Genomic DNA, 13637 nt, shown 5'->3' with positions numbered 1-13637 from the left:
TGCGCCTGTTTTTTTTCGTCGGAACAGCTTGACGCAAGGATAATTCATATTTAATATTCGACTCATTAGTCGATTTATTGTTTAAATCGTATTCAACAGGATTTGATATGAAAGTCCAAGAGAAGTGGATTCAGGCATTCGAAACCGTTTTCCGCAAATGCAAAGTCGAGCCAGGCGAAATCGTTCGTTTGCTGTGTGAAACGGAAAGCCGAAGCATTAACGTACAACTGGCTGAGCTTGCGCTAGCCCGCATGGGTGCGGTTCCCATACAAATCACGGTACCCTCTCTGCCCGTTACCACACCCGTGCCCGTTCGCTCCACAGGCGCCTCGCATGTTGTTCAAAACATGCCCCCGGTAATCAACGCGCTATCGGGGCAAGGGCTGGTCGTCGATCTAACGGTCGAGGGCTTACTGCATTCACCTGAGTTACCCCATATTCTTGAATCCGGCGCACGTGTATTAATGGTCAGCAACGAGCATCCGGAAATACTCGAACGCCTCACCACCACGCTGGACCTGACCAAACCCGTTAAAAACGGCGTACGCATGCTGGCAAAAAGCAAGCACATGCGCGTGTCTTCGGCCGCCGGAACGTCACTTGACATCAACCTGGAGGGCGCCAAAGTCGGCGGCGTGTGGGGCGGCGCCGACCGTCCTGGTCTTGTCCAGCATTGGCCGGGCGGCCTTTGCCTTGCATTTCCGTCCAGCGGGTCGGTAAATGGGGCGCTGGTACTGAACATTGGCGACGTCAACCTTACTTTCAAACGTTACCTGGAGACGCCGGTTACCCTGCACATCGAAAACGATTACATCACCCGCATTGAAGGCAACGGGCTCGATGCAGAACTCATGCGCAGTTACATGGAGGCCTGGCAAGACCGCGATGCCTACGCAGTAAGCCATGTAGGTTGGGGCATGAACCCACAGGCACGCTGGGACGCCTTGCAGATGTTCGACAAAAACGATACGAATGGCACCGAACTGCGCGCGTTCGCGGGCAACTTCCTATACTCAACCGGTGCAAATGATGTGGCGGGGCGACACACACTGGGTCATTTCGACCTGCCCATGCGCAATTGCACCGTTGAACTGGATGGCGTGGCGATCGTTGATGAAGGCAAGCTATGCGACGTCTTCCAGTGAATACCGTACCTACCTGGCTGGCGTCGGGCCATAACCGAACGCCATTAATCCTGCTTCACGGCATGGGCTCTACTGCCAGTGTTTGGCTGCCGCAATTAGATGCATTTGGCCCATCGCGTCAGGTTATTGCCTGGACAATGCCCGGCTATGGCCAGTCGCCCTTGTTGCCGGCTTTAAGCTGGAGCAACCTGGCGGCTGCGCTGGCCAACATGCTGGACACTTTAAGCATCAACAAGGCACACATTCTGGGCCACTCAATCGGCGGCATGGTGGCACAAGAGTTCTACCATCATTTCCCCTGCCGCGTGGCCAGCCTGATACTCTCATCAACAAGCGCAGGCTTTGGCAGCACCGACCCGGAATGGAAAGAGACATTTCTTCGTCAACGCACCGAGCCTTTGTCGCAATTCGACAGCTTTTCCCAAGCCGCGCCGGTACTGCTCGACCAATTTCTGGGGCCAAGAACATCACCCGCGATGCGCAACCTTGCAACATTATCGGCACGTGCTATCGAACGTGAACGTTATATAGATTACATGCGGCTACTGGTCACGTTCGACCGCAAAACAGAACTGGGCAACATCACGGTTCCCACATTGCTGCTGGCCGGTGAACTGGACGACCAGGCACCCCCAAAAGGCATGCAGCGCATGGCAAACCGACTGCCCAACGCTCGCCTGCACCAATTCCAACAAACCAAACACATGGCCAATCTCGAGTCGCCCGACACATTCAACCGTGTCGTGACCGATTTTCTGGCCTCTATATGTACCTCAACATGTCGCAGCGCGGCATAAGCAAAACACGCAACAGGACCCTCTAATGGACAGCAGCTACCTGAATGAATACGCCCACTCCGCCGACAGCAATGCCCTGTTCAACGGCGCCCCCCTTACCGAGCAGCAAAGAGACCTGATCGCCAAAGTAGATGAGTGCGGCGTGAAATGGGCGGAACGCGCATTCAAACACGACCTTGAAGCCAGCTTCCCTACCGAGAATTACAACGACCTGAAAAGCATGGGGTTCCTGGCCCTGTGCGTGCCCAAACGCCTGGGGGGACTGGGTGCCGACTACCGAACATATGCTTTGGTGGCGACGCGCATCTCATACTATTGCGCCAGCACGGCCAACACGTTCAACATGCATAACGCCAATTCGCTTTGGACAGCCGACATGGTGGATGCGCTTGAGCTCACACCCGAACAACGTGAAAGCCACGAGCACAATCGCGCAATTCACTACAAGAACATGCTCGAAGGCAAAATCTATTCACAACCTTTTTCAGAAGGCAGTGGGGCCGCGGCAGGCAAACACCCCTTCGGCACCATCACCACACGTTCAGGCGACGGTTGGGTCATTAACGGCAAGAAAATTTTTGCTTCGTTATCCGGCTCTGCAGACTACTACGGCGTGCTCTGTACTGAAGACATTCCGGGCGCCACGTTAGCCGACACGATGTTCATGGCCATTCCGGCCAATGCGCCCGGCGTATCGGTGGTGGGCGACTGGGACCCAATGGGCATGCGTGGAACCGTGTCCCGTACCTTGATTTTCAAAGATGTATTTGTGCCCGACACCGCACAACTGATGCCGCGCGGCGTATACATAAAAGCGGCCTCAAAATATCCGCATATGTTCATGACGCTCACCCCCACGTACATGGGGCTCGCTCAGGCAGCGTACGATTTCGCCGTTGCCTATTTGCGTGGTGAAGTCGCCGGCGTTAACGTTAAACGACGCATGTACCCCACCAAACAATACAGCATCGCCGAAATGTACATTAAGCTGCAACAGGCGTGGGCTTTGTTCCACCGGGCCACCTCGGAATTCAAGCGCAGCCCCTCGCGTGAAGAACGCATGCGCGCCTACGCGTGTCAGTATACTGTTATGGAATATTGTGCCGAAATTTGCTCGGCGGCAGTGCGCGTATGCGGCGGTCAAGCCATGCTTAAAACCTTCCCGCTGGAACGCATGTATCGCGACAGCCGCTGCGGCGCGCTCATGCTGCCCTGGACATCTGAAATCTGCATCGACCGCCTGGGCCGTGGCCTGCTCTACAAGGAGGGCGAACGTGATGATTGAAACCAAACCGGAATTGCGTCACGCATTCGGGCGATTCGCTACCGGCATCGCCGTTGTCACCACACTGAACGAAGAGAACGAACCCTACGGGCTCACCATCAACTCGTTCGCCAGTGTATCGATGGCTCCTCCGTTGATTAGCTGGAATGTCATTCGCGGGTCCACGGCACATAACACCATTTGCCAGGCGAAGCGTTTCGTTATCAACATTCTGGCTAAAGAGCAACGCCATATTGCCCAGCAAATGACCGGCCCCATCGAGCGCCGTTTTCATTGCTTGGCTTGTGAATGGTCCGACAGCGGCCTGCCGGTTATCCCCGGTGCCCTGGCCACATTCGTCTGCTCCACTCACGCCTTGGTAGAAGCGGGTGATCACGACATTGTGCTAGGTATTGTGAACGACTTTTCCCATCGCGACGGCGCCCCCCTCGTGTACTGGAAAGGGGAGTATGCTAGCGCCATGCACGATTCTGTATAAAACTTTATATTTAAAGTGTTGTTTAAAACCTGATAACGTTATCCAAAACAAGGAGACACTCCATGCAACTGCGTTCCAAACTTCTGGCTTTGGCAGCCGGGCTTGCTTTTGCCGCCTCTGCCCAGGCCGACATCAAAATCGGTGTTATTTCGTCGGCAACCGGGCCGGTTTCATTAATTGGTATTCCGCAAAAGAACACTGTCGCTTTAATGCCAACCGAAATTGCGGGCGAAAAAGTGGAGTACATCACTTTCGACGACGCCAGTGACCCCAGCAATACCGTCACACTCATCAAAAAACTGATTTCGGAAGAAAACATTGACGCTTTGGTAGGCCCTTCAAGCTCACCCAACGCAATGGCGGTTCTCGACTTCATCGCCGAAGCAAAAGTCCCCACCCTGGCGCCGGTAGGCACCATTGCAATTGTGCTTCCTATGGATGACAAACGACGCTGGGTTTTCAAAACAACCCAGAATGACGGCCTGGTTGCCGACAAACTCTTCAAGCACATGAAGGAAACGGGCAAGAAAACCGTTGGCTTCATTGGCACCGGCGATACTTTCGGGGAGACCTGGTACAAAGTTGCACAAGATTACGCCAAAAAATACGGTATTGAAATCGTCGCCAACGAGCGCTTCAAGCGCCCCGATACATCGGTAACCGGCCAGGCTCTGAAAGTGCTATCGGCCAAACCCGATGCCGTGCTTATTGCGGCGCCCGGCGGCCCGGCCGTATTACCGCAGGCCACACTCACCGACATGGGCTACAAGGGCACTTTCTATCAAACTCACGGCGCGGCCTTGAAAGAGTTCATTAAGCTTGGGGGTAAAAAAGTTGAGGGTACGATTCTGGGTGGCAGTCTGATGCTGGCACCTGAAGACGCTCCCGACAGCAACCCCGCCAAGAAGGTCGCGCTTGAGTACATCAACGCATACAAAGACAAATACGGTGAAGTCCCCGCAACCTTCGGTGGCAACATGTACGATGCCGGCTTGCTGCTCGAACAAGCCGTTCCCGCTGCATTGAAGAAAGGCGAACCAGGCACTGAGGCATTCCGCGTTGCCTTGCGCGACGAGCTGGAAAAAGTCAAAGATCTGGCCGGCACTCAAGGTGTTTACAACATGACACCGGAAGACCACAGCGGCTTTGACGAGCGTGGCGTTGAGCTTCTTACTATTGAGAACGGCGAGTTCAAACTGGTTAAGTAAGCACCAACCCTCCATCCGTTTTCTGCAGTTTCGGATCCGGCTGCGCCAGGCCGGATCCCCCCTCCCAAGCCAACACCATGACTTACGCATCCAAGCTATTTGCGCTTCTATGCAATGCATACGGCGCGCCTCCACACATCCAAACAGTGGCCCTGCCCGCAGCGGCGCCGCTGGGTGAAAATGATGTGCGCATGCAAGTGCATTATGCAGCGTTCAATTTCACCGACCATCTTTTGATTCAGGGTCGCTACCAAGACAAACCCAACCTCCCCTTTATCCCGGGACTTGATGCCGCAGGAGTGGTGTTGGAAGCCGGTACAAACGTAACGCAATTCAAACCCGGCGATCAAGTCGTTTCAAGCGGCGTGGTTGGGGCCTGGGCATCGCAGCTGACCGCTCCAGCCAATCGATTGGTTCACATACCGCCTGGTTTAAGCCAGGCACATGCCGTGGCCTCAATCAATTCACATTTAACTGCGTATCACGGCCTGATCGATCGTGCCCAATTGAAAGCGGGCGAGCGCGTATTAGTGTTGGGAGCGAACGGAGCGGTAGGCAAAGCCTGTATTCAAATCGCAGAACATTTCGGCGCCCGCGTCGCGACCGTTGAACGCCACGACACAAACCAATTGATAATCAAAGACAACACCCTCCCTGCTGCGACCACAATAATCGATAAAGCGGAGTTGAAAGCGGGAATCCGAACGGTGCTGGGTCGCCACGGTGCCGACATCGTCGTCGACCCCCTTGGTGATTTCTATACCGAAGCGGCGGTGCGCAACCTGGCCTGGCGCGGCCGACTATTGGTTGTGGGCTTTGCCGCCGGCGACATACCAAAAATTTCAACCAACTTATTGCTGCTTAAAGGTGCATCTTTGGCAGGCGTTTATTGCGGCGGCCTGCTCTTTCAAGAGACATCATCGTTCACCCGCCAAATGGCCGACATGTTTCAGTTAATGGCAAACGGCGTGTTAACGCCATTGCCCTATGAAAGCATGCCCGCACACGACTTCACACCGATATGGTCCCGCTTTTCCTGCGCCGAAAAGGGCAGCAAAATACTCCTTAACTTTCAAACCGAAACGGGCAATACAAATGAGCAGTGAAGAGTTAGACACGCTGAATGCAATTCAGAATCAACGCCCTCATGCCCCCTTCCGAAAGCTTGAGTTCGCCCCGGTTAACATCGCGCTGACCGCCCGCGAAGACGGCGCCCAGCTACTGACCAATCGGCAGCCCCTGGCTCCCCTACCGGTTCAGCAGATTGGAGAATATTTACGCTTGCACGCCCGGAACCGACCTGACCAGATCTTTCTGGCGGAGCCGGCAGCCGACGAGCGCAATTGGAACACATTAAGCTACGCACAAGCGCTGGCAAAAGTGAATGCGTTATCGCAATGGTTGTTAAATCAGTCTCTGCCCGCCGAACAGCCGGTTTTTATCTTAAGCGAAAACAGTATTAACCAGGCGCTCTTGCAGTTTGCCGCCATGCAGGTCGGCATTCCGGTCATGCCCTTGTCGGCCGCTTACAGCTTAATGTCAAAAACCTGCGGCAAAATTGCCGACCTTACACAACGCTTTGTTCCCGCGCTTATTTATGCCGAAGAGGGTGAGCGTTTTCAAACGGCTATTCAGGTTGCGCAAAAGCACGCGCCCCACGCCAAAATATTGTGCCATCGCCCCGGCCCAATTACCCATGCCGCACAATTAAATGATGCATTCGCAACGACGCCGACAAACAGGGTTGATGAAGCCTTCAATAAGGTTAACCACGATACGATTGCACGGCTGTTGCTGACATCTGGATCCACAGGCAGCCCCAAAGCGGTCATCATGACGCAACGCAATATCATTGCCTCGGGCGTACTGTGGGACCAAGTCTGGCCTTTCCTGAAAACACAACCGCCCATTATGCTCGACTGGCTCCCATGGAACCACACGGCCGGCGCACACGGCGCGTTAGCCATGGTATTGCGTCATGGCGGCACGCTGTACCTGGACGATGGCAAGCCTGTACCCAAACTCATCGACCGGACCATTCGACACCTTCGCGAGATTAAACCGAATGTCATGGTGAACGTACCGCGGGGGCTTGATATGCTGGTTGCGGCCATAGAAGAAAATCCCGAGGCCGCAAAAGATATTTTTACCAACCTGCAAATTATCGTTTACGGCGGAGCGGCGCTCTCCACTCAAACATTGCTGAAACTCGAACAACTCAGCGCGCAGGCAACCGGTGAACGCATCCCTATTTCCGCTTCGCTGGGCTCAACCGAAACAACCATGCCCGCCACACTCATATGGTGGCCACCCCAAATACTGGGGACTCTGGGCTTGCCTGCACCAGGGGTTGAGGCCAAGCTGATTCCAAACGAGGATCGATACGAGATTCGTTTTCGCGGGCCCAACATCACGCCGGGTTACTTTAACGACCTGCAGGCCAATGAAAAAAGTTTCGACGAAGAAGGGTTCTTGAAAACCGGCGACGCAGTGCAATGGGTGAACCCAAACGACCCTACCCAAGGCCTGGTGTATGCCGGACGCATGTCGGAAAACTTCAAGCTGACCAGCGGGACCTGGGTGTCGGTGGCCACCGTTCGCGGGCATTTATTACCCCAGCTTCACCCCTTTGTTTCCGACGCGGTTCTAACCGGACACAACGCCGAACAACTGGGCGCCCTTCTATTCCTGAATGCGCATCAAATCCGCAAACGGTTCCCGGAACTGAAAGATGCCACCGACCAAGCGCTTACTACGTACCCGCCGTTACTTGAACAACTGGCACAAGGCATAGAGCGACACAACCAAAACTACCCAGGCAGCAGCACCCGAATCTGTCGCGCCTTGTTGTTGGATTCACCGCCCAGCATTGATGACAATGAAATCACCGACAAAGGCTACATTAATCAATCAGGCGTATTGAAAAAGCGTGCCCACGCGGTAAAGCGGTTGTATGAATGCAAGGCCTCGGCCGGCGACTGCCTGGTTTGCAACTAGGGGGGAGAATGCGCCAACCCGTACGCCTTTTCGGCACCCCCCTAAGCAACTACTACAACAAGGTGAAAATCGCTTTGATCGAATTGGAGCGCCCCTTCACGGAAGTGCTGCATTTGCCCGGCGAACAATGGCCCGACAAGGGCAGCCCAAGTGGAAAAATTCCGTTCCTGGAAACCGCAGACGGCTTTATTTACGAGTCGCAGGCTATCGTAGAATACCTTGAGGACACAACACCAAACTATTCATGCTACCCCGCCCGCGCGATGGAAAAAGCACGTTGCCGGGAACTGATTCAAACGATTGAGTTGTACATTGAACTGCCCGCCCGCAGACTTTACCCCGCTGCTTTTTGGGGCCGCCCGTGCCGGCAAAACCTGGCCGATGATGCGCTCCAGGAAATTTCGCATGGCTTGCGTATATTAGGCCGGCGCACATTATTTAGCCCATGGATTGGCGGCAACAACTTTACCCACGCCGACGCGGTCGCGTGGGCTCACTTAACAACCGTCAACAACGCGCTGCGCGCACTTAAACAGCCCGATGTTCTAAGCGAAGTACTACCCAACATTCACAATTACCTTAAACACGCATTGACCCGCCCAAGTATCGAACGCGCAGACAACGACTTGCGCCAGGCATGGCACAATCGCAACCAGAACACGACGTCCTAATCTAACAGGCACAACTTTATGGCGCGCACCCGAGCACTGGATTATGAAGACCGCAAGAAAGATATTCTGAAAGCGGCGGCGGTTCTATTTGCCCGCAAAGGTTATAGCGAAACCCTGCTGGAAGACATTGCCGAACAATGCGGCATGAAAAAATCGTCGCTTTATCATTATCACCGTTCAAAACACGCGATCCTGCATAGCCTGATCAGCTGGAAAATTGAAGACCTGGCCTGGAAGGTTGAAGCGGCGGTTGAACAAGAGCAGAGCGCCGAAAAAAAACTGCGCGCGTTCACCCAAACTCTGGTCAGCGAATACATTCGCGTTCCGGAAGAGGTAACCGTGCTGCTCACGCAAATGCGCTATTTGAATCGCCCTGCAATGCGGTCGGTTATTGTTATTCAGGAACGCATTATCAACCGGGCGGTAATATTGATTCAAGCCTTGCGCCCCGATGTGGAAATGACCCGTAAAAAGGTCACTGCGCTGGCCATGATGTACTTTGGCATGACCAACTGGATACACGTTTGGTACAAACCTTCAGGCTCCATTAAGCCGGCAGATCTTTCTGCATTAATAGTGGATACGTTTGTGAATGGCGTGCAGCATTTGCCGGTTGAGCAGTTGAACTAGCGCCCCTGTACACGCACCAGAAACTGGCGTCCAAGGCGGGTGGAAATGGCCAGGCCAATAAGCGAACACACAGCGGGAATGGTCCAGGCCATCGACCATCCGCCGGCCAGCGTGGCCACCCACGCAACCAAGGGAGGCCCGGAAAACTGTCCCATTGCCATTCCTTGCTGCATCCAGCCCATGGTCGGCGCCAACGTACGACGCGAAGGAGCCAACTCCATTACCATGTAATACAAAGTGGCGGGAATCAGGCCGCCCGTCGCCGAAAACAAAACAATCAGCGCCAATTGCAATGCGGTTGGAATCGGAAAAGCAAAAGCCAGGAAGGCACACACACCCATGGCCACGAAAGCAAAATTATTCAACCAGTGGGGCTTCCATCCACGGTGCAACAAACGTCCTGCCGAGAAACTGCCCACGGCATTGCCCGCAGCAATGACGGTTGTCATGGCACCCGCCATAAAGCCGGAAAACCCAGCTTCCACATAAATGGTAGGCATGAAGGCAACAATGGCCATCCATTGACCGGAATACACCGCGAAACATAAACCCAAAAACCAGACATTCAAAGAGCTCAGGGTTTCCATTGCCAGGGCGAGAAACGAAGGCTTCTTTTCTAGCGGCGTGCCCGGTTTCGAACTTTGTTTCTGGGCCTCCGGGGCGGGGTCGGGTGGAGTCTTACGCCACACGATATAGGCGACGACCGCCGTCAGTATCGACAAGATCCACCACAAGGCGCGCCAGCCGCTTAAGCTTAGAATCAGCGAGCCGCCCAACAGGGCAATGACTGTTGCAATAGGCACATAGCCGCCCCAAACTCCCAGAATACGGCTTAAAAACGCCGTGTCTACCAGGCGCCGAATCAATGCCGGGGCCGGCATGGTTACCATCAGAAAGCCCACCCCTTCCATGACGCGAAAACCCAATACGGCAATGCGCATATCAATGGTAGGCGCCAAAAACGAACCAATCGACAACAGTGTTAAGCCAATAAGGACACAGCGGCGCAAACCTATTTTTTCGGCAAACAAACCGACAATCAGGCCCAAAAACATCCCCGCTGTTTGCACCATGGAAAGCAAAAAGCCCGACTCCACCAGCGTCAGACCCAATTGTGCCTGCAACACAGGCAAGGATGGGGGCAGCTTCCAAACATGCAAACCGGCTACGACACCGGCAATTACGACCAGATAAGCCAATCGGTTTGAAGCGCCGCTTGCGGACGCGACAGTGGAAGTCATCATAAACAGTAGATAAATGAACGGGCATCAATAGACGCCACATTAAATCACAATGTCATCATTTTGAATAAACGCTACAACAAACTTTGGCAATCGTGCCACAAAGGCGCATAATGTGGCACATTGAATAAATTGAGACAAAGTTTTTGTAGCTGGTTGTCATGCAGAACTCTTCAAATGCTTCAACCCGCCGGGAAACCGCCGCTTCCAGCCCACCTGCCGCCGGCAACGGAAGCCTGAAATCAAAGCTTTTCCTGGTTTTTGTTATTGTTTTTATCGCAGCCAACCTGCGCACGGCCTCTATCGCGGTCGGGCCGGTCATCGAATCCATTCAGGCCAACCTGTCGCTGTCGGGCTCTGCGGTGGGTTTGCTTCTTACCCTACCCATTCTTTGCTACGGCGCATTTGCACCACTTGCGCCCAAAATGTTGCGCTATACGTCGGCCGAACATCTCATTCTTGTCGGTTGCATCATTTTCGCGTTCGGTTTAGTGCTACGCAGCCTGTTCGGCACCTTCGGTCTCTACTCCGGCACACTGATCGCCGGCGCGGGCACCAGCGTGGTCATGGTGGTGCTACCCGCCATTATCAAGAAAAACTTTCCCGATAAAGCCGGCATGATGATGGGGTTTTATTCCACCGCGCTCTGCTTGGGCGCTACGATTGCCGCCGCATTCACGGTACCGCTTGAAAATGTGCCCGGAAGCGATTGGCGTTGGGCGCTGGGCTTTTGGACACTACCGCTGATCGTCTCCATCTTCATGTGGGTACCCTACACAAAAGGACAAAAGCCGAATGCATCGCGGGCCCGCTCAGCATCGCCCCGGCTGCGCAAATGCTGGCTGGCTTGGCAGGTTTCACTGTTCATGGGCATTCAGTCTTCAATCGCTTATTGTGTATTCGGCTGGCTGCCGGTGATGCTCATTGAACGCGGCATGACGGCCCTGACTGCCGGTTTCATCCTGTCTATTACGCTGGGCGTGCAACTTATTACGTCGCTTACTGCACCTTGGATTGCCACACGTGGTAAAGACCAGCGCGCCACGATTGCCGTCATGCTATCAATGGCTGTGTTCGGGCTCATGACCACCATTTACGGGTCGATGAGCCTAATGTGGCTATGGGCCACTGTTTTGGGACTGGGGCTGGGCGGCATGTTCAGCATCGCCCTATCGCTATTGGTGTTGCGGGCGCCCACCCCTCAGTTGGCAGCGTCACTTTCCGGCATGGCACAGGGTGTGGGCTACATCGTGGCCGCCATCGGGCCGGTGATTGTCGGGCTTTTGCACGAGCTTACAGGTGGGTGGGACGCCGTTGCCGTGTTCTACCTGATCCTTGTGAGCGGCTCATGCTTTTTTGGTATGGGGGCCGGGCGCGCCAAATACGTTAGCTCGCCTGACTCAGACTCTTAAGCGCCACCTGCGGGTCGGCCGCTTGCTCAGGTTCAACCTCAATCGCCGACGAAATCAGCTTCCGGGCCGCCATATGATCGGCCGGCACATTCACCGACTCGGCACAAGTCAGTTTATTGTCGTCGAAATACAGAACAGAGAACTTATCGTCGGCAGGGTTGCCACGCACCAACCGCACATGCGAAGCATGGGGGACCCCGGCAATTTGAATTCGTACCCCCCCCTGATCGGACCAAAACCAGGGCAAGGCGGTATAAGGCACTGGGTCATCAAAAATAGCGCGTGCAGCGCAACGCGCCTGGTCGTTGGCATTCTGAACCGACTCCAGACGCAGGTGACAATTCAGCGCCTGGTAGGGGAAGTTGGTGCAATCGCCAATGGCATAAATCGACTCATCGGATGTTTGCATGAAACGATTGACCAGAATACCGTTGTCGCACTCCAAACCCGCTTCCTGGGCTAATTCAACGTTGGGTACGGCACCGATACCCACCACGACCACATCGGCGTCATAGCGCGTATCCCCCACCCATGCCGCAGTGATTCGTCCGTCTTTCTCATCGACCTTATCGACCTTGGCGTCGAGCAAAATCTCAACCCCTTCACTACGGTGCTTGTGCAAAAGGTACTCTGAGACCTCAACCGACACCGAGCGGCCCAATAGCCGGGGAGCCGCTTCCAGCACACTGACATTCTTACCCATTGCACGCGACGTAGCGGCAATTTCCAGCCCAATGAACCCACCGCCGATCACCAATACATTGCGTGCATCGCCTATTTGCGCACGCAAACCGTCGGCATCGTCGATACTGCGTAAGGTAAACACATTTGAATAGCGGCTTTTGTCGAAAAGGTCGTGCGCCCGCGCCCGCGTACCGATAGCCAAGACCAGCACATCGTAGGAAAACGTATCTCCTGAATTCACCGATATCGACTTTTCCTCACGATGAATCGCCGTAACGCAGCTATTCATGTGAATATTGATCTGGTTATCGGCGTAGAAACTGGCAGGCCGCAACCATGCGGGTTGTGGCTCGGTTTCCTTGATATAGGTTTTCGACAAAGGCGGGCGCTGATACGGCAAATGTGTCTCTTCCGTGATCAGAGTAATCTCAACCGCTTGCTTGGTTTCCAATACCGAGGCGCAGAACTGCGCGGCGGCGTGTCCACCTCCGGCCACAACAATTTTCTTCACAACTTTTTCCTTTCATTCTCGGCTTCACGTTCACCTATATGATGCTCACGCAAATAACGTTGGGTCGCCTTTTCCACTTCCGGCAAATTGGCATGCAAACGCAAAAGCATATGGGTTAGGGCATCGGCCTCTTCCTGCGAAAGACACCCTATAAAAGCACGTTGACGCTCTAACGCAATGGCCTTGATTTGATTATGCTTTTGCCAACCCAGTTCGGTAAGGGTCGCGTAACGCACACGCCCATCTTTTGGGTCGTGCGAAAACGTAATCAACCCCTTCTCATGCATGCTTTTAAAGCAACGGCTCACGGAACCCTTATCCATGCCGATCAGCTTGCACACCATGTTAACCGACACTTTTTCTTCAAGCGCGAGCATGACCAGAACACGCCATATTTCGATCCCCACACCGAAATGGCGACGGTAAACCGCCGCCGCGCCGGACGCCAACTTGGTGGCAATGAAAGTAAAGTAAGCAGGGTGGTAGGTTTCCAGCTCGATACCTTGAGCTCGCGGGCCCGCGTTGTCGGCCGCCGGGCGCGCTTCCTTCTGTTTGACCAAGACCATTCCCTTCCTTGC

Annotated in this window: 13 protein-coding genes; 10 read left to right on the top strand and 3 right to left on the bottom strand. The window is 54.3% G+C overall.

Annotation, left to right across the window (positions count from 1 at the left end; genetic code table 11):
- The first annotated feature begins 107 nt into the window (after positions 1 to 107).
- From G9Q38_RS04670 to G9Q38_RS04630, 9 genes are all read left to right on the top strand, one after another.
- Entirely contained in the window at positions 108 to 1145 is a 1038-nt protein-coding gene (locus G9Q38_RS04670; RefSeq protein ID WP_166128285.1) for a 2,5-dihydroxypyridine 5,6-dioxygenase NicX family protein, read from the top strand.
- The gene (locus tag G9Q38_RS04665) at positions 1127 to 1942 is read left to right on the top strand and encodes an alpha/beta fold hydrolase (RefSeq protein WP_166128283.1); all 816 of its coding nucleotides are present in this window, start codon (positions 1127 to 1129) and stop codon (positions 1940 to 1942) included. The genes G9Q38_RS04670 and G9Q38_RS04665 overlap by 19 nt, the downstream gene beginning before the upstream one ends.
- Positions 1943 to 1967: 25 nt before the next feature.
- Positions 1968 to 3227 carry an acyl-CoA dehydrogenase family protein gene (locus tag G9Q38_RS04660; RefSeq protein ID WP_166128280.1) on the top strand — a complete coding sequence of 420 codons (1260 nt, stop codon included), beginning with the start codon at positions 1968 to 1970 and terminating at the stop codon, positions 3225 to 3227.
- A complete protein-coding gene (locus G9Q38_RS04655; protein ID WP_166128277.1) occupies positions 3220 to 3705 on the top strand; it encodes a flavin reductase family protein in 486 nt (161 codons plus the stop codon). The genes G9Q38_RS04660 and G9Q38_RS04655 overlap by 8 nt, the downstream gene beginning before the upstream one ends.
- Before the next feature lie 62 nt (positions 3706 to 3767).
- Complete coding sequence (locus tag G9Q38_RS04650; RefSeq protein WP_166128275.1) at positions 3768 to 4913, top strand: ABC transporter substrate-binding protein; 1146 nt, start codon at positions 3768 to 3770, stop codon at positions 4911 to 4913.
- A 77-nt stretch (positions 4914 to 4990) separates the two neighbouring features.
- On the top strand, positions 4991 to 6019 hold the full coding sequence (locus G9Q38_RS04645; protein WP_166128272.1) for an NADPH:quinone oxidoreductase family protein: 1029 nt from the start codon (positions 4991 to 4993) through the stop codon (positions 6017 to 6019).
- Positions 6009 to 7910, top strand: coding sequence for an AMP-binding protein (locus tag G9Q38_RS04640; protein ID WP_166128270.1), 1902 nt, complete (start codon positions 6009 to 6011; stop codon positions 7908 to 7910). Before G9Q38_RS04645 ends, G9Q38_RS04640 begins: the two co-directional genes overlap by 11 nt.
- Before the next feature lie 8 nt (positions 7911 to 7918).
- Positions 7919 to 8581: a glutathione S-transferase family protein gene (locus G9Q38_RS04635; RefSeq protein WP_166128266.1), complete on the top strand. Its 663-nt coding sequence runs from the start codon at positions 7919 to 7921 to the stop codon at positions 8579 to 8581.
- Between the two features lie 18 nt (positions 8582 to 8599).
- Positions 8600 to 9211 (top strand): TetR/AcrR family transcriptional regulator, encoded by a 612-nt coding sequence (locus G9Q38_RS04630; RefSeq protein ID WP_166128264.1) that lies wholly within the window; start codon positions 8600 to 8602, stop codon positions 9209 to 9211.
- Here G9Q38_RS04630 and G9Q38_RS04625 read toward each other — a convergent pair.
- A complete protein-coding gene (locus G9Q38_RS04625; RefSeq protein ID WP_228276197.1) occupies positions 9208 to 10455 on the bottom strand; it encodes an MFS transporter in 1248 nt (415 codons plus the stop codon). The two genes, G9Q38_RS04630 and G9Q38_RS04625, sit on opposite strands and share 4 nt — an antisense overlap.
- Before the next feature lie 158 nt (positions 10456 to 10613).
- Between G9Q38_RS04625 and G9Q38_RS04620 the strand changes: the two genes are divergently transcribed.
- Positions 10614 to 11864, top strand: coding sequence for a CynX/NimT family MFS transporter (locus tag G9Q38_RS04620; RefSeq protein WP_166128261.1), 1251 nt, complete (start codon positions 10614 to 10616; stop codon positions 11862 to 11864).
- Here G9Q38_RS04620 and G9Q38_RS04615 read toward each other — a convergent pair.
- Positions 11839 to 13059: an NAD(P)/FAD-dependent oxidoreductase gene (locus G9Q38_RS04615; protein WP_166128257.1), complete on the bottom strand. Its 1221-nt coding sequence runs from the start codon at positions 13057 to 13059 to the stop codon at positions 11839 to 11841. The genes G9Q38_RS04620 and G9Q38_RS04615 overlap by 26 nt on opposite strands.
- Positions 13056 to 13625 (bottom strand): MarR family winged helix-turn-helix transcriptional regulator, encoded by a 570-nt coding sequence (locus tag G9Q38_RS04610; RefSeq protein ID WP_166128254.1) that lies wholly within the window; start codon positions 13623 to 13625, stop codon positions 13056 to 13058. Before G9Q38_RS04610 ends, G9Q38_RS04615 begins: the two co-directional genes overlap by 4 nt.
- Between the last annotated feature and the right edge of the window lie 12 nt (positions 13626 to 13637).

The sequence above is a fragment of the Pusillimonas sp. DMV24BSW_D genome (assembly GCF_011388195.1).
Taxonomy (GTDB): Bacteria; Pseudomonadota; Gammaproteobacteria; order Burkholderiales; family Burkholderiaceae_B; genus Neopusillimonas; species Neopusillimonas aestuarii.
Note: the sequence above shows the minus strand (reverse complement) of the source record. Positions and strands in the feature narration are given on the sequence as shown.

What these genes read in the sequence shown, in the direction of transcription:
- G9Q38_RS04645 (WP_166128272.1), top strand. Translation starts at nt 4,991, where the DNA reads ATGACTTACGCATCCAAGCTATTTGCGCTTCTATGCAATGCATACGGC.
- G9Q38_RS04655 (WP_166128277.1), top strand. Translation starts at nt 3,220, where the DNA reads ATGATTGAAACCAAACCGGAATTGCGTCACGCATTCGGGCGATTCGCT.
- G9Q38_RS04635 (WP_166128266.1), top strand. Translation starts at nt 7,919, where the DNA reads ATGCGCCAACCCGTACGCCTTTTCGGCACCCCCCTAAGCAACTACTAC.
- G9Q38_RS04610 (WP_166128254.1), bottom strand. Translation starts at nt 13,625, where the DNA reads ATGGTCTTGGTCAAACAGAAGGAAGCGCGCCCGGCGGCCGACAACGCG.
- G9Q38_RS04625 (WP_228276197.1), bottom strand. Translation starts at nt 10,455, where the DNA reads ATGATGACTTCCACTGTCGCGTCCGCAAGCGGCGCTTCAAACCGATTG.
- G9Q38_RS04650 (WP_166128275.1), top strand. Translation starts at nt 3,768, where the DNA reads ATGCAACTGCGTTCCAAACTTCTGGCTTTGGCAGCCGGGCTTGCTTTT.
- G9Q38_RS04660 (WP_166128280.1), top strand. Translation starts at nt 1,968, where the DNA reads ATGGACAGCAGCTACCTGAATGAATACGCCCACTCCGCCGACAGCAAT.
- G9Q38_RS04640 (WP_166128270.1), top strand. Translation starts at nt 6,009, where the DNA reads ATGAGCAGTGAAGAGTTAGACACGCTGAATGCAATTCAGAATCAACGC.
- G9Q38_RS04665 (WP_166128283.1), top strand. Translation starts at nt 1,127, where the DNA reads ATGCGACGTCTTCCAGTGAATACCGTACCTACCTGGCTGGCGTCGGGC.
- G9Q38_RS04620 (WP_166128261.1), top strand. Translation starts at nt 10,614, where the DNA reads ATGCAGAACTCTTCAAATGCTTCAACCCGCCGGGAAACCGCCGCTTCC.
- G9Q38_RS04630 (WP_166128264.1), top strand. Translation starts at nt 8,600, where the DNA reads ATGGCGCGCACCCGAGCACTGGATTATGAAGACCGCAAGAAAGATATT.
- G9Q38_RS04670 (WP_166128285.1), top strand. Translation starts at nt 108, where the DNA reads ATGAAAGTCCAAGAGAAGTGGATTCAGGCATTCGAAACCGTTTTCCGC.